Origin of the sequence: Hydrogenoanaerobacterium saccharovorans (genome assembly GCF_016901815.1) — a bacterium.
Taxonomy (GTDB): Bacteria; Bacillota; Clostridia; order Oscillospirales; family Ruminococcaceae; genus Avimicrobium; species Avimicrobium caecorum.
In genome coordinates this window covers 74,964-90,009 of sequence record NZ_JACSNR010000002.1, presented here as the reverse complement: position 1 = coordinate 90,009, position 15,046 = coordinate 74,964, and the positions used below count along the sequence as shown (strand labels likewise).

At 60.9% G+C, this 15,046-nt stretch carries 10 protein-coding genes; 4 read left to right on the top strand and 6 right to left on the bottom strand.

Annotated features, from left to right (window positions below):
* The first annotated feature begins 98 nt into the window (after positions 1-98).
* Complete coding sequence (locus H9X81_RS02750; RefSeq protein WP_204719650.1) at positions 99-2,423, top strand: serine/threonine-protein phosphatase; 2,325 nt, start codon at positions 99-101, stop codon at positions 2,421-2,423.
* 103 nt (positions 2,424-2,526) lie between these two features.
* On the opposite strand, the gene H9X81_RS02745 is transcribed toward H9X81_RS02750, so the two are convergent.
* Positions 2,527-3,855, bottom strand: coding sequence for a D-alanyl-D-alanine carboxypeptidase family protein (locus H9X81_RS02745; RefSeq protein WP_177503970.1), 1,329 nt, complete (start codon positions 3,853-3,855; stop codon positions 2,527-2,529).
* Positions 3,856-4,210: 355 nt separating this feature from the next.
* Here H9X81_RS02745 and H9X81_RS02740 point away from each other — a divergent pair, with 355 nt between their 5' ends.
* Positions 4,211-4,879, top strand: a complete 669-nt coding sequence (locus H9X81_RS02740) for a metallophosphoesterase (protein WP_204719648.1) — start codon at positions 4,211-4,213, stop codon at positions 4,877-4,879.
* 122 nt (positions 4,880-5,001) lie between these two features.
* Here H9X81_RS02740 and H9X81_RS02735 read toward each other — a convergent pair whose 3' ends face one another.
* From H9X81_RS02735 to H9X81_RS02720, 4 genes are all read right to left on the bottom strand, one after another.
* Positions 5,002-5,412, bottom strand: a complete 411-nt coding sequence (locus H9X81_RS02735) for a hypothetical protein (RefSeq protein ID WP_177502556.1) — start codon at positions 5,410-5,412, stop codon at positions 5,002-5,004.
* Positions 5,413-5,479: 67 nt separating this feature from the next.
* Positions 5,480-6,772: a glucose-6-phosphate isomerase gene (locus H9X81_RS02730; protein ID WP_204719647.1), complete on the bottom strand. Its 1,293-nt coding sequence runs from the start codon at positions 6,770-6,772 to the stop codon at positions 5,480-5,482.
* A 112-nt stretch (positions 6,773-6,884) separates the two neighbouring features.
* A complete protein-coding gene (locus H9X81_RS02725) occupies positions 6,885-8,054 on the bottom strand; it encodes a D-alanyl-D-alanine carboxypeptidase family protein (protein WP_204719644.1) in 1,170 nt (389 codons plus the stop codon).
* A gap of 135 nt (positions 8,055-8,189) precedes the next feature.
* Positions 8,190-8,753, bottom strand: coding sequence for a pyruvate kinase alpha/beta domain-containing protein (locus H9X81_RS02720; RefSeq protein ID WP_204719642.1), 564 nt, complete (start codon positions 8,751-8,753; stop codon positions 8,190-8,192).
* 265 nt (positions 8,754-9,018) lie between these two features.
* On the opposite strand from H9X81_RS02720, the gene mtaB reads away from it, so the two are divergent.
* Positions 9,019-10,311 carry a tRNA (N(6)-L-threonylcarbamoyladenosine(37)-C(2))-methylthiotransferase MtaB gene (gene mtaB, locus H9X81_RS02715; RefSeq protein ID WP_204719640.1) on the top strand — a complete coding sequence of 431 codons (1,293 nt, stop codon included), beginning with the start codon at positions 9,019-9,021 and terminating at the stop codon, positions 10,309-10,311.
* Positions 10,312-10,422: 111 nt separating this feature from the next.
* Entirely contained in the window at positions 10,423-14,127 is a 3,705-nt protein-coding gene (locus H9X81_RS02710) for a phosphoribosylformylglycinamidine synthase (RefSeq protein WP_204719638.1), read from the top strand.
* On the opposite strand, the gene H9X81_RS02705 is transcribed toward H9X81_RS02710, so the two are convergent.
* Entirely contained in the window at positions 14,099-14,977 is an 879-nt protein-coding gene (locus H9X81_RS02705) for an ATP-binding protein (RefSeq protein ID WP_204719636.1), read from the bottom strand. The two genes, H9X81_RS02710 and H9X81_RS02705, sit on opposite strands and share 29 nt — an antisense overlap.
* Positions 14,978-15,046 lie beyond the last annotated feature (69 nt).

The following is a 15,046-nucleotide window of genomic DNA, read 5'->3' as shown; positions in this document are numbered from 1 at the left end:
TCAGGCTGTAAAATACTATAAATGGACAGGCCTGCCCGGATTCCGGGAAATTTTTGACCGGAAACGGACAGGTTATGCACAGAAACAGGTGAAAGCGTATGCAAAACAGAACCGATTATGCCGGGCTTCCCATCCGGGACAGGCTCAGGCAGACCGCCGGACAGTACCGGCGCGCATTGGAAATGGCAGCAGCTGCCGCCGGAGGCGCTGTCTTTGCCGGAGCGCATATCCTGGGCGGGATTGCTCCATTCGGGGTGGCGCTGGCTGCCGCGGTGCCGGAGGGACTGTTCCTGCCGGCGCTGTTCGGGGCGCTGTTCGGATACCTCTGGTTCCCGGCGCCGGGCAGTGCCATGGAATATGCCGCTGCCATCCTGCTGCTGGGCGGGGTGCGGTGGACCCTCTCCAGCGGCAGCCTGTGGAAACGCATTCCCCAGGCGCCGGCTGTGCTGGCTGGGGGCTGCATGCTGGTGGGAGGGGTGGCTGCGGCCTTCGCCCTGGGCGGTGACCCCTATCGTCTGCTCATGGCAGTGGCAGTGTCCATGCTGGCAGCGGGCAGCGCCTGGTTTTTTGCCCGGTCCTTTGTGATCCTCCGCAGCCGGGTGGCCTCCGCTTACCAGGAGGAACTGGGCTGCCTCTATGTCACCTTTCTGCTCATTGCCGCCGGACTGGGTCAGGTCGCCGTAGCGGGGATCTCCGCCGGACGGGTGCTGGCCTCCGCCGGAGTGCTGCTCTTTGCCTTTGCCGGGGGGCCCGCTGCCGGAGCCGTGCTGGGAGTGGGCGCCGGCCTGGTGGCTCTGGCACTGGGCAAGGACACCGCCTTCCTCATGGGCAGTTATGCCGCCGGCGGCCTGCTGGCAGGGATGGCGAACCGGTTCGGGCGCATTCCCACGGCGCTGTGCTATCTGGCGGTGACGGCACTGGTCTCGGTGACCTCGCCATCCTCCCGGATGATGCAGATCGCTCTGGCGGAAAACCTGCTGGCCTGCCTGATCGTGCTGGTGCTGCCGGGCAAGGTGGTGCGGTTTGTCCAGCCCGCCCGGGAGAATGCCGCCGGGGAGACCTCCGCCGAGCGGATGGCTCTGCGGATGCAGATGGAGCGGTTTGCCCAGGCGCTGCGGGAGATCGGCGACACCACCCGGGAGGTATCCCGGAAGCTGGGCAGCATGCACCTGTGCAGTGTGGAAGATGTGTGGCAGCAGACCATGGATACTGTCTGTCGGAAATGTCCCCGGCGATACCGGTGCTGGCAGAGTGAATTCGACCAGACCATGGACGCCGTGAACAACTGTATGCTGATCCTGCGCCGGGACGGTCAGCTGGAGAGCGGACAGATCCCCGAAACGCTCCGGAGTGTCTGCCGGGCGCCGGATGAGCTGGCAGCTGCCCTGACAGCGGGTTATGCCCGGTACCAGGCAGAGCTGGGCAGCCGCCGGAAGGTCAGTCAGATCCGGGGTGTGGTCACCGATCAGTTTGAAGGGCTGGCTATGCTGGTGGAGGAGCTGTCCGGACGGTGGGAGAACTTCTGCCGCCGGGACGCGAAACTTGAGGAGAAGGCCCGGAGCTGTCTGGCAGCCCAGGGACTGGACCCGGGGGAGATCTGCTGCAATCTGGACCGGGAGAACCGACTCCTGATGGAGTGTGAGATCAACCCCCTCAAACTGCCGAGGCTGGACAAGACAGCCCTGGCTCTGGAGATGGGGGAGCTGCTGGGACGGGATCTGGAACTGCCCCAGGTGCGCACAGTGGGCGGACATGCCTACCTCAGCTGGCAGGAGCGGGCAGTCTATACGGTGGACTGGGGTTCCAGTCAGCTCACCGAAACGGGGTCGAGGATCACCGGGGACGCCTACCGCAGCCTGACCACCGACACCGGACGGTTTGTGCTGATTCTTTCGGACGGCATGGGCACCGGCGGCAATGCGGCGGTGGACAGCGCCATGACCTCCGATCTGCTCCGGCGGCTGCTGGAAGCGGGGGTGGGCTGTGATGCCGCCCTGAAGATCGTCAACTCGGCGCTGCTGCTCAAGAGCGGGGAGGAGACCCTTGCCACCGCCGATGTGGCGGCAGTGGATCTCTTCACCGGGCGGGCAGAGTTCTATAAGGCCGGTGCCGCTCCCACCTTCCTGGTAAAGAACGGACGGGCCGGGTATGTGCAGTCTGATTCGCTGCCGGCGGGCATTCTGGAGGGCGCCGCCTTTGAAAAGAGCAGCCTGACCCTCCGGGAGGGGGACCGGCTGGTGCTGGTGTCGGACGGAGTCACAGCCACCGGAGCGGACTGGGTCAAGTCCCAGCTGGAAGCCGGGGCGGAACTCTCGGCCCAGCAGCTGGCGGAGGATCTTGCCAGGACTGCCCGGGAGCGTCAGCAGCCCGGACGGGAGGACGACATCACTGTCCTGGTGGCGGATCTGTTCCGGGCGGACTGAGCCGCACGCCTCTGACAATAGAAGAAAACACCGGGTTTTCCCTGCGGAAAGCCCGGTGTTTTTTATACGCATTGTTGAATTTCTGCGGTATTATACTGAGAAATCAGCCCCGGCGGCGGTAATAGCGGTTTTTATTGCGGCCCCGCAGGACGGTGATGGTGATATAGGCAATGATGCTCAGGATCACAAAGACCACAATGAACTTGGCAAGGAAGCTGCGGAACAGACGCTTGAACTGATCGATGAGGGTGGCGATCAGGCTGGCGTCCACATCTTCGGCTGCCACAGCCGGGACACTGCCGATCTCCTCACCGGCGAGCATCAGGCGGATGGTGCCCACCTGGTCGCCCTCCTTAATGGGGGCATTCACCACGGCGGGCAGATCCAGTTCCATGGTAATGGAGCTGGCTTCGATCTCATTGGGGAGCAGGTCGGTGAATACTTCACCGCTCTTGATGAGCAGGTAATCCTTGCCGCCCCGGGCGAGCTTCAGCGGGACTTCGCCCACACCCACATCCTTTTCGATGAGGGTCTTGTTGGAGAAGGAGCTGAACGCCCAGTCATAGAGCTCAATGGTCTGCTTGAAGACCATGTTTTCCTCCAGCTTTTCGCCATTGGAATCGTACTGGGGCGCACCCATCATCACCATCAGGTAGTGATAGCCGTCCTTTTCCGCGGTGCTCACCAGACAGCGTCCGGCTTCATCGGTGGTACCGGTTTTGACGCCGGTTGCATAGGGATAATAATAGGTACTGCCGGGCGAGATCAGGAAGTTGGTGGTGTTCCAGTGCAGGGGATTGCCGTTCTGATCCTCTCCGGCATAGTAGTAGTTGGTGGAAACGATCTCCCGGAAGGTTTCATTCTCCAGGGCTGCCATGGTGATCAGATACATATCATAGGCAGTGGTGTAATGGTCATCGTCATGCATGCCGCTGGCGTTGACAAAGTGGGTGTTGACCGCTCCGAGTTCCGCGGCCTTTTCATTCATCATCTCGGCGAAGTAGTCCAGGCTGCCGTCGCCCACATAGTCGCCGAGCATCATGGCGGCTTCGTTGCCCGAGGGGAGCAACGCCGCATAGAGCAGTTCCCTGGGGGTGAAGGTCTCGCCCCGGAGAATACCTGCCAGCGAAGCGCCGGTGCCGCTCAGGGCATTCTGGATGTAGAGCTTGAGCTCGATCTGCGGTGTGTCCAGATCCGGGATATTTTCCAGTGCCAGCAGGGCGGTCATGATTTTGGTGGTGGACGCCGGATAGACCTTTTTATCGGCGTCCTTTTCATAGATCACCTTGCCGGTATCCAGATTGATGAAGTAAACCGCTTCGGCATCCACATCGAAGCCCGGATCATAATCGGCAAAGGCTGGTGTGATGGCAGAAAGTCCGGTGATTACAACAGCCAGCAGCAGACTGGCGACAGTTTTGAGTTTACGCATCCGTTTGATATTCCTTTCCCACGGCTGAATGAATATGATATAATGACCGGTATGCAGTCATAATAATGGGCCTCTGAGGTCCGGTACCTGTCCTGGACAGGGCAGATGAAAAAGATGCCCCTGTTTTTCCATGAGGCGAAAAACATGGTATAATAGCTGCATCGGACTGTTTCTCCCCAGAGAGGGAAACGGCGGTACAATGACCGCTGTGCCGGCATATGGCATCTCCGGCGGGATTTTCACCGGGATTGTTCCGGGCACAGGAAAACAGTCAATACAATATCATTATAGCAAACCTGCCCGGGGATTAAAAGCCGGGTAAAAATTTTTACAATTCCCCGGGAGGGATGGAGCTTTGATTTATGTAACAGGTGATCTGCACGGTGATCCGGCACGGCTTTCGGACAAGGCGCTCCGGCGGCTGAAAAAAGGGGATACCCTGCTGGTATGCGGGGATTTTGGCTTTGTATGGGATGGGAGCCCGGCAGAACTGAAGCTGCGCCGGAAGATCGGCAAGCAGAAGTACACCACCATCTTTGTGGACGGCACCCATGACAACCTGCCCATGATCCGGAAGTTCCCGGAGGAGGAATATGCCGGCGGCACAGTGCGCCGCATTGAAGGGAATCTGCTCTATGCCGAACGCGGGACGATCCTGACGCTGGAGGGGAAGAAGGTATTCTTCCTGGGCGGCGGAGTCAGCGAGGATATGGATGAGCGTCTGGAGAGCGGCACCTGGCACAGTGAGGAGATGCCCACAGCCGAGGAGCTGGCAGCCGCGGAAGAACGCCTGACCCAAAGCGGCGGGGTGGATCTTATCATCACCCATCAGCCGTCCGACCGGATGCGCATCTTCCTGGGCGGCGACCGCACCGAAATCTCGCCCCTGGGGGCCTTCCTGGACCGGGTGGAACAGGAGATGCAGTTCGGCAGCTGGTATTTCGGACGGCTGCACAAGGATAAAAAGATCCCGCCCCGGCAGCAGGCGGTATTCCGGGAAGTAGTCCCGGCAGAACAGCGGTAAACAGCATAAAAAAGCGGATCGTCCGGGGAGGACGGTCCGCTTTTTTCACAGGGGGAGATTGACACAGAAAAACAGCGCAGCCGCAGGGCCGCGCCGGTTTTTCCATACGGTTCTGAATTAGGTCAGATCACATATTTACCAAGCGCTGCAGGGAGAGCAGAGGGATCAGCCGAAATAGTGAAGGTAATGGCAAAGCCTTCCTTCGCAGCTGTGGCGTCCAGCCGCTCGATCATCTTCGCCAGTTCGGTGAGGTCATCGCCGGCGATCTTCAGGGTCTGGTCCACAAAGATATCAGTTGTGTCGTAATTTGCGGCATACAGACCGGTCAGGAACCCATAGAGGCCATCAAAATTGCCAACCTCATAGTCGTCCATGTCGATCAGGCGTACCCGGCGGTCCAGGTCATTGTTGAGCTTGGTGGTCTTTTCCACGCAGATCACATCGCCCTTTTCCGCTGCCACAGCCTCATTGACCATTTCAATCAGTCTTGTGGTCTTGCCGCTGCCTTTCAGTCCAACGATCAGTCTAATCATAGTAAATTCCTCCCTGTCACTTTAATTTGTATATCCGCTGTAACGAATACAGTGATTACAACAATCTTTATTTTGCCTCTGTTCCGGTATAGCCCGGCTTGCCCAGCAGACGGAACATATTGCGCTTGTACTGTTCCACACCCGGCTGGTCGAAGGGATTGATCCCCAGCAGATACCCGGATACAGCACAGCTCAGTTCGAAGAAGTAGAAGAGTTCGCCCAGGGTCTGCGCGTCCCGTCGGGGTGCGGTGACCAGCGTCACCGGTACGCCGCCGTTCCAATGGGCTTCGGCAGTCGCCATCAGGGCAATGCGGTTGATCTCGCCAAGGCTTCTGCCTTCCAGATAACCCAGACCGTCATGGTCGCTGCCCAGTACCGGAACGGTGAGACCGCAGCCGGTATCGGCAAAGTCCAGCACTGTTTCACACAGGATGCGCTGGCCCTCCTGGATGTACTGTCCCAGAGAGTGGAGATCGGTGGAAAACTGCGCCGAAGCGGGGAACAGCCCCTTTCCGTCCTTGCCGCAGCTCTCTCCGTACAGCTGGATCAGCCACAGGGAAAGACCGCTGGCGAAAGGTTCATAGGCGCCGAAGAGTTCCACACTTTTTCCCTTCCGGGAAAGAATATCCTGAATCGCGGCATAACGGTATGCCGGATTGAGAAGCAGATCATGGTCCGGCTCATCATAGAGCCGCTGTGCGGTGCGGGCACCTTCCATCAGGGCCCGGATGTCATGTCCCGCGGCGGCGATGGGAAGCAGTCCCACCGGAGTCAGTACCGAGAACCGTCCGCCCACATCCCGGGGGATTTCGAACCGGCCCCAGCCCTCTTCCTCACACATCTGCCGGAGAATACCGCTGGCAGGATCGGTGGTGCACCAGATCCTGCGGGCAGCCTCGCTGCCATATCGCCGCTGCATCAGTTCCAGAACCAGCCGGAACGCAATGGCCGGCTCGGTGGTGGAACCGGATTTGGAGATGACATTGACGGCGATCTCCCGGCCTTCACACCGGGAGAGGACCTCCGAGAGATGGGAGGGACTCATATCGTTGCCGAGGAACAGCACTTCGGGGCCATTGGCACCGGGCAGGAAGTCCAGTGCGGCCTTGGCACCGAGATAGGAGCCGCCGATGCCGATCACCAGCAGGATGTCCGCCTCTTCCCGGATTGTCCGGGCTGCGGTTTCCACAGCCGAGAGGAGTTCCTCTCCGGTATCACACGGGAGGGTGCGCCAGCCCTTGGGCTGTCCGTCCGGAGTGTGCAGGCGCTCCCGCGCTGCCGCAAGCCGTCCGGTATACGCGTCCAGTTCCGACTGGGTAACAAAGCCGCTCAAAAACTGTTCATCTAAAATCAGGGACATCTTTTTTACTCCTTTGTGCTTTAACACTATTCTACTCTATCTTGTTCATTTTTTCAAGATATACTTTACTCCCCTGAATCATTTTATTGATTATTAACAAATAATTCTTGATTTACTCTACATCAGCCCCGCAAAGGGCGCTCAGGAGCCGACAGAACGCCGTACCGAATTCCATACGGGGCACTGCCTGGGAGGCGATAATATCATATTCTGTCAGAGCCTCGCCGTCAAGGAGGACTTTGACGCTTCCCAGCACCTGTCCCTCCTCCACCGGCGCCTCCACTTCGGGCAGGAGTTCCGCTTCGCAGGTCAGGTCGTTCCGGCGGGCCTTCTCCACCAGAATGCCCTCCGGAGCGTCCGGCACCGGGGTCACCGTGGGTTCAGTTCCATGGCGCACCGGTACCGGCGAGAGCTGACCCTCCACTTCGGGAGCCGGGGCCAGGGCATAGCTTGCGAAGCCATAGTCCAGCAGGCTCTTGGCGCTCTCAAAGCGGGTGTCGCTGTCCGGGGCGCCCAGGATCACGGCGATGAGGGTCATGCCGTCCCGCTCCGCCACCGCGCAGACACAGCAGCCGGCATCGTCGGTGGTGCCGGTCTTGAGCCCGATGCACCCGTCATAGAACCGCACCAGACGGTTGGTGTTCACCAGCTCGGTTTCGCCGCCCCGGAGGGTATCCTGCCAGACAGTGGTGTAGTCGGTGATCCACCGGTGCTGAAGCAGTTCCCTTGCCATGACTGCAATGTCCCGGGCGGTGGTGTAGTGGCCCTCTTCGTCCAGCCCGCAGGCGTTAACAAAGTGGGTGGAGTCCATGCCCAGCTGTGCCGCCTTCTGGTTCATCTTATCGGCGAACATGGCTTCGGTGCCCGCCAGGTGTTCTCCCAGGGCCACAGCGGCGTCATTGGCGGAGGCAATGGCAGTGGCCCGGAGCATCTCGTCCACCGTCATGGTTTCATAGGGCTCGAGCCAGATCTCCGATCCGCCCATGGAGGAGGCATAGGGGGAGGTGGTGACAGTGTCGTCCAGGGAGATCTGCCCGGCGTCCACCGCCTCGCAGACCAGCAGCATGGTCATGATCTTGGTGATGGAGGCCGGAGCATGGCGGTCATCGGCATTGTATTCAAACAGTACCCGTCTGCTTTCCGCTTCCATCAGCAGGGCGGAGGCACAGTCCAGAGGGGCATTCTCCTCTGATTCAGCGGCCCAGGCGGTGGGAAGGGTGGTTCCCGTCACCGCCAGTGCCAGCGTCAGAGCCAGCAGAGCTCTGCACAGGTGTTTTTTCATAGGTCAGCACTCCTTTGTCCGCAAAAAAATCGGATACGATCCCTTTATATCTATGCGGCAAAGGGGACAAATAGCTGTGATCCCCGGCAGGAAAAAGAAAAAAGACAGCCCGGGAGCTGTCTTTTTCGGGAGGGGTCAGGAAATTCTCGGCTTGCAGATGATGTCGATGACCTTGGTTTCAAAGAGGTTGTTGGAGTGGCCGGGGATCAGGCTGATGACATAGTCGGCGCCATGACCGCAGCCGCCTACCGCCAGGATCTCCTCGCCGTAGGGAACAGCGCCGTTGTCCATAGCCATCAGGGAGATCTCCACGCCCACCTTCATGCCCTGTCCGAGCATCTTGAGGGTGTCCGCCATGAGGATAGCCGGGGTGACGCCGCCGTACTTGTTGACGATGCCCCGTTCCGCACCTGAGAGGGCATGGGTGGCAGTGATGACAGTCACGCCCTTGTCGGTGAGTTCCCGGCGCTTTTCGGGGGTCATTTCACACTGACCGGGGCCCAGGTCGCCATAGCAGTGGGTGACATTCACAAAGTGGACATCCACACCTGCCTTGGCAAAGGTGTCCATGAAGATGTCGGTGGTATAGCCGGTTTTGGAGGCGATCACCACATGTTTGATGCCGTGTTCCCGGGCATAGTCACAGGCCAGCCGGGCAGCTTCGGGAGTATTCTCCCAGCCTTTGTTTGCGAAGACCATACGCTTCCTTCCTTTCCGTACCGCTTGGATTTGTCTTTATCATAGCACAGCCCCAAAGAAATTGACAGCCCGGGAATGGGGAAATCGCTTAAAAGCTGCCGGGAAATTTCCGGTTTTGTGTGAAACTGTCCAAACTGCCGGGAAATGCGGCCCGGAATGCCCGGTGAGATTGTAATTTCCTGCCGGATTGTTTATAATCTAAGGTAGGACGGCAGAAATAACAGGATTTTTGCCGCCATTTTGATTTCCCACATGGAGGTGGACGATGAAGGCCGCATTTTATACGCTGGGCTGCAAGGTCAACCAGTATGAATCCCAGGCCATGGAGGAGCTGTTCCGCCGCCGGGGGTATGAGATCGTACCGCCGGCACAGGAGGCGGATCTCTACATCGTCAACTCCTGCACCGTCACCTCCTCCGGTGATAAAAAGACCCGGCAGATCGTCCGGCGGCTGCGCCGGGAACATCCGCTGGCAGTGGTGGCTCTCACCGGCTGCCTGCCCCAGACCGATCCCCATGCCGCCGAGGAACTGCCCGAAGCCGACCTGGTGCTGGGCACCCGGGAGCGCCGGGCGGTGGTGGACGCGGTGGAGGAGTACCTCACCCACCGGCAGCGGCTGGTGCGGGTGCTGCCCCATGAGAAGAGCGAGCCCTTCGAGCCGCTGGAGGCCCTGGGGGACGAAGATCACACACGGGCCTTCTTAAAAATCCAGGACGGCTGCACCCAGTTCTGCGCCTACTGCATCATACCCTATGCCCGGGGGCCGCTGCGCTCCAAGGAGCTCTCCGCTCTCCGGGAGGAGGTAGCGGGACTGGCGGCGGCAGGCTACCGGGAAGTGGTGCTCACCGGCATCAACCTCTCCCTCTACGGACGGGAGCTGGGGCTGCGTCTGCCCGACGCGGTGGAGGCAGCGGCCTCGGTGCCGGGCATCGACCGGGTGCGCATCGGTTCCCTGGAGCCGGAACTGCTCACCGATGCGGACATCGCCCGGCTGGCGGCAATGCCGCAGCTCTGCGGGCAGTTCCATCTCTCGCTCCAGAGCGGCTGTGACGCCACTCTGGCCCGGATGAACCGCCATTACACCACCGCCCGCTACCGGGAGATCGCCGGGGCGCTCCGGGAGAAGTTTCCCGGGTGTGCCATCACCACCGATGTGATCACCGGCTTCCCCGGGGAGACTCCCGAGGAGTTCGCAGAGACCTGCGGCTTTGTCCGGGAGATGGGTTTCGCCATGGTACATATCTTCCCTTATTCGGAGCGCCGGGGCACAGCGGCTGCTTCCATGCCCGACCCGGTCCCCATGGAGGAGCGCCGCCGCCGGGCTTCGGAACTGGCGGAGATCACCGCCGGCAGTGCCCGGGCGTTTTACGAGGCCCAGGTGGGCACCGTGCAGATGGTGCTGATTGAAAAGAAGCGGGAGCCGGACTGGGTCCGGGGCTATACTCCCAACTACACCCCGGTGCGGGTCCGCTGTGCGGATGACCGCCGGGGAGAGCTCCTTCCGGTCCGGATTACAGAGGCCGGCCCGGAGGGCTGTACCGGCGTCTTTGCCGGATAACAGAGCCGTTTCTCCCTGACAGGACAGGGATTAACGATATAGAACAGGAAAAACAGTGCAAAACAAAAAACGCCGCTTTCGGGGCGGCAGAGGTTTAAGGAGTTGTGCAATATGTCTGTTTACAGGATCTATGTGGAGAAGAAGGAACCCTTTGCCGTGGAGGCTGCCGGGGTTCTGGCGTCGCTCCGGAACGATCTCGGGCTTTCGAAGCTCCGCCATGTCCGGCTGCTGAACCGGTATGATGTGGAGGGCATCAGCCGGGAGGTATTCGATTCGGTGCGGGATACCGTCTTCTCCGAGCCCCCGGTGGATATGGTCTATGACGAGCTCCCTGCCGGTGACGGCAAGGTCTTTGCCATTGAGTACCTGCCCGGTCAGTTCGACCAGCGGGCCGATTCCTGCGCCCAGTGCATCCAGCTCGCCACCCTGTGCGAGCGTCCCACCGTGCAGAATGCCCGGGTCTATGTACTGGAGGGCGACATCACCGATGAGGAACTCGAGCGGATCAAGACCTATCTGATCAACCCGGTGGAATCCCGGGAGGCTTCGCTGGAGATGCCTGAGACCCTGGAGGCCCGCTATGCTGTTCCGGAGACCGTTGCCACAGTAGAGGGCTTTACCGCTCTGGACCGGGCCGGTCTGGAGGAGTTTATCCGTACCCAGGGCCTTGCCATGGATCTGGACGACGCACTCTGCTGTCAGGCCTACTTCCGGGATACCGAGCACCGTGACCCCACCATCACCGAGGTGAAGATGATCGACACCTACTGGTCGGATCACTGCCGGCACACCACCTTTGCCACCCAGATCGACGATGTGAAGATCGGCTGTGACTACATTGCCGAGGAATACAAGAACTATCTGGAACTGCGGGGTACTGTCCATGCCGGCAAGAACAAGCCGGTGACCCTGATGGATCTTGCCACCATCGGCGCCAAGGAACTGCGCCGGGCGGGCATTCTCACCGACCTGGACGAGAGCGAGGAGATCAACGCCTGTTCGGTGAAGATCACCGTGGATCACGACGGCAAGGCTGAGGACTGGCTGCTGATGTTCAAGAATGAAACACACAACCACCCCACCGAGATCGAACCCTTCGGCGGTGCTGCCACCTGTCTGGGCGGCGCCATCCGTGACCCGCTGTCGGGACGCAGCTATGTATACCAGGCCATGCGCCTCACCGGTGCGGGCAATCCCCTCACCCCGGCTTCCCAGACCCTGCCCGGCAAGCTGCCCCAGCGCAAGATCGTCACCACCGCTGCCGCTGGTTACAGCTCCTACGGCAACCAGATCGGTCTGGCTACCGGTCATGTGGCAGAGGTATATCACCCCGGCTATGTAGCCAAGCGTATGGAAGTGGGCGCAGTCATGGGTGCTGCTCCCGCTGACGCTGTGGTACGGGAAGTTCCCGCCCCCGGCGATGTGGTGATCCTGCTGGGCGGCGCCACCGGACGGGACGGCTGCGGCGGTGCCACCGGTTCCTCCAAGAGCCATACCGCCCAGTCGCTGACCACCTGCGGCGCAGAGGTGCAGAAGGGCAACGCGCCCGAAGAGCGCAAGATCCAGCGCCTGTTCCGCAACCCGGAGGTCACCCGTCTGATCCGCCGCTGCAACGACTTCGGTGCTGGAGGTGTATCGGTTGCCATCGGCGAGCTGGCAGACGGCCTGGATATCCAGCTGGACCGTGTGCCCAAGAAGTATGAGGGCCTGGACGGCACCGAGCTGGCAATCAGTGAGTCCCAGGAGCGTATGGCAGTGGTGGTTTCGGCTGAGAACGCTGACCGCTTCATCGCCGCTGCCGAGAAGGAGAACCTCTCGGCTACCCCCGTGGCAGTGGTGACCGACAAGAACCGTCTGGTTATGCACTGGAACGGACGTACCATCGTGGACCTGTCCCGTGACTTCCTGAACTCCAACGGCGCTGCCAAGCATATTTCGGTGGAGGTAGCTGCCCCCGCCCTGCGTCAGCCCGAGCAGGAGACCGGTTCGGCCTCCGAGCGCTGGATGCAGCGGGTCGGCTCGCTGAATGTGGCCTCCCAGAAGGGCCTGGTACAGCGCTTTGACTCCACCATCAGCGGCGGTACTGTGCTGCTGCCCTTCGGCGGCAAGCACCAGTTGTCCCCCTCTCAGGTGATGGCTGCCAAGATCCCCGTCCTGGACGGCAAGACCACTACCTGCTCGATGATGGCCTGGGGCTTCGATCCCTACCTGTCCGAGCAGAGCCCCTACCACGGCGCCATGTATGCCGTGATCGAATCCATTGCCAAGCTCACCGCAGCCGGTGCGGATTGGCGGCACTGCTGGCTCTCCTTCCAGGAGTACTTCGAGAAGCTGGGCCGGGACGCTGACCGCTGGGGCAAGCCCTTTGCCGCTCTGCTGGGCGCGCTGCGGGCACAGCTCGAGCTGGGTGCCGGCGCCATCGGCGGCAAGGATTCCATGAGCGGCAGCTTCGAGGACATCCATGTTCCTCCGACTCTGATCTCCTTTGCGGTTTCCACCCAGAAGATCGACCGCATTATCTCCACCGAGTTCAAGGCGGCAGGACATCCGGTTTATCTGTTCGCCCCCAGGACTGACGAAAACGGCCTGCCTGACTTCGAGAGCCTGCGCACCATGCTGGACACTGTCCGGGACCGCATTGCGGACGGCACAGCGGTAACCGGCTGGGCAGTGGGTGCCGGCGGCATCTGCGAGGGCATCACCAAGATGGCTCTGGGCAACGGCATCGGCTTTGCCTTTGAAGAGGGCACCGATGTGGACCGTGTCTTTGCTCCGCTGCACGGCGCTATCCTGCTGGAGTGCGTGGGCGAGTGTGACGGCGGCGAACTGCTGGGCCACACCACCGAGGACTTTGCGATTCGTCTGGACGGCGAGACCATCGGCGGCCTGGATATGCGGGGCCGCTGGGAGGAGACCCTCCACAGCGTCTATCCCTACCACATGCCCACCCCCAAGGAGGCTGCTCCGGAAGTGCGCTGGGACGGCGGCATGGTGATCGCTGCCAGCGAAAAGTTTGCCAAGCCCCGTGTGCTGATTCCCGTATTCCCGGGCACCAACTGCGAATACGATGTGGCAAGAGTCTTTGCCATGGAGGGCGCTGTCCCCGAGATCTTCGTGGTGCGCAACCGTACCTCCGCTGAAATCGAGGAGTCGGCTAACGCCTTCGCCCAGCTGATCCGTCAGAGCCAGATCGTCTCCATCCCCGGCGGCTTCTCCGGCGGCGATGAGCCGGATGGCTCGGGCAAGTTCATCACAGCCTTCTTCCGCAGCCCGGCTGTCACCGAGGCAGTGATGGAGCTGCTCCGGAACCGGGACGGCCTGATGAACGGTATCTGCAACGGCTTCCAGGCTCTGATCAAGCTGGGTCTGGTGCCCTACGGCGAAATCGTGGACATCAAGGCCAGCGATCCCACCCTCACCTTCAACAAGATCGGACGCCACCAGTCCACTATGGTGCGCACCAAGGTGGTTTCCAACCGGTCTCCCTGGCTGAGCGAGTGCGAACTGGGCGGTGTCTACACTGTGGGTCTGTCCCATGGCGAGGGCCGGTTCGTCTGCAGCGAGAAGCAGTTTGCCGAGCTGGTAGCAAATGGTCAGATCGCCAGCCAGTATGTGGATCTCAGCGGCAAGCCGAGCATGGCAGTGGAATACAATCCCAACGGTTCGAGCTACGCCGTGGAGGGCATCACCTCGCCGGACGGCCGTGTATTCGGCAAGATGGCGCACTTCGAGCGCTTCTCCGAGGGCGTATACCGCAACATTGAGGGCCACAAGTATCAGCCGGTCTTCAAGGGCGCTGTAAAGTACTATAAGTAAAAAAAGATCCGTTCCCGGCTGACCGGAAACGGACTGTGGCAGGAGCCGTGGGTTTTCCCCGAACAGGGGAGACCCACGGCTCCTTTTTTATGATTGACCTGATTTGGCACAGAGCCGCCGGGAGGCGGGCTGCACCGGCAGCCGCACCGAAAAAACAGGAGCCCTCGCCCGGGGCGCTGCGCACCGAGATGGAGCCGCCGTGCAGGTCGGTGATCTGCTTTGCCAGCGCCAGCCCGAGGCCGGTGCCATTGGTGCTGTGTGAGGCGTCCCCCTGGTAGAACTTTTCAAAGATGTGCTTCTGTACTTCCCCAGGCATTCCGATGCCGGTATCCGAGATTGAAACGGTCACCCAGCCCGGTTCGGTGGTGATCCGGGTGGTGATGGTGCCGCCGCCCGGCGTGAATTTGATGGCGTTGGAGTAGAGGTTCTGCCAGATCTGCCGGCACAGTTCCTCCGAGCCGGTACAGCGCACCTCCGGCAGCTCCAGATCCAGTTCCAGATGCTTCCGGGTCCAGTGAGGCTCCAGTTCCAGCAGGCACTGCCGGAGCTGTTCGTCCAGGGAGAATTCCCGGTAGCCGGGCAGTTCACTGCAATGGTCCAGGCTGGAGAGGTGCAGAATGCTGCTCGCCATCCGGGAGAGCCGCCGGGAGCTGTCCAGAATCTCCTGAGTATACTGGCGCTGTTCCGCCGCGGTGATGTCCGGTTCCCCCAGCAGCACCGCATAGCCCTCAATGGCGGTGAGCGGCGTCTTGAGCTCATGGGATACCCCGGCAATGAAGTCCTCCCGCAGGGTTTCCACCATCCCCAGTTCCTCCACCATGGCGTTGAGGTTCCGGGCAATCTGCCGCACCTCCAGAATGGGGCTGTGGGTGTCGCACCGGATGGCGGAATCCTCCGCCGCGGAAACACCGGACGGGGA

Bases quoted from the DNA above. Each gene is read 5' to 3' on its own strand.
- H9X81_RS02720 (WP_204719642.1), bottom strand. From the start codon at position 8,753: ATGGTCTTCGCAAACAAAGGCTGGGAGAATACTCCCGAAGCTGCCCGG.
- H9X81_RS02745 (WP_177503970.1), bottom strand. From the start codon at position 3,855: ATGCGTAAACTCAAAACTGTCGCCAGTCTGCTGCTGGCTGTTGTAATC.
- H9X81_RS02710 (WP_204719638.1), top strand. From the start codon at position 10,423: ATGTCTGTTTACAGGATCTATGTGGAGAAGAAGGAACCCTTTGCCGTG.
- H9X81_RS02735 (WP_177502556.1), bottom strand. From the start codon at position 5,412: ATGATTAGACTGATCGTTGGACTGAAAGGCAGCGGCAAGACCACAAGA.
- H9X81_RS02750 (WP_204719650.1), top strand. From the start codon at position 99: ATGCAAAACAGAACCGATTATGCCGGGCTTCCCATCCGGGACAGGCTC.
- H9X81_RS02730 (WP_204719647.1), bottom strand. From the start codon at position 6,772: ATGTCCCTGATTTTAGATGAACAGTTTTTGAGCGGCTTTGTTACCCAG.
- mtaB (WP_204719640.1), top strand. From the start codon at position 9,019: ATGAAGGCCGCATTTTATACGCTGGGCTGCAAGGTCAACCAGTATGAA.
- H9X81_RS02725 (WP_204719644.1), bottom strand. From the start codon at position 8,054: ATGAAAAAACACCTGTGCAGAGCTCTGCTGGCTCTGACGCTGGCACTG.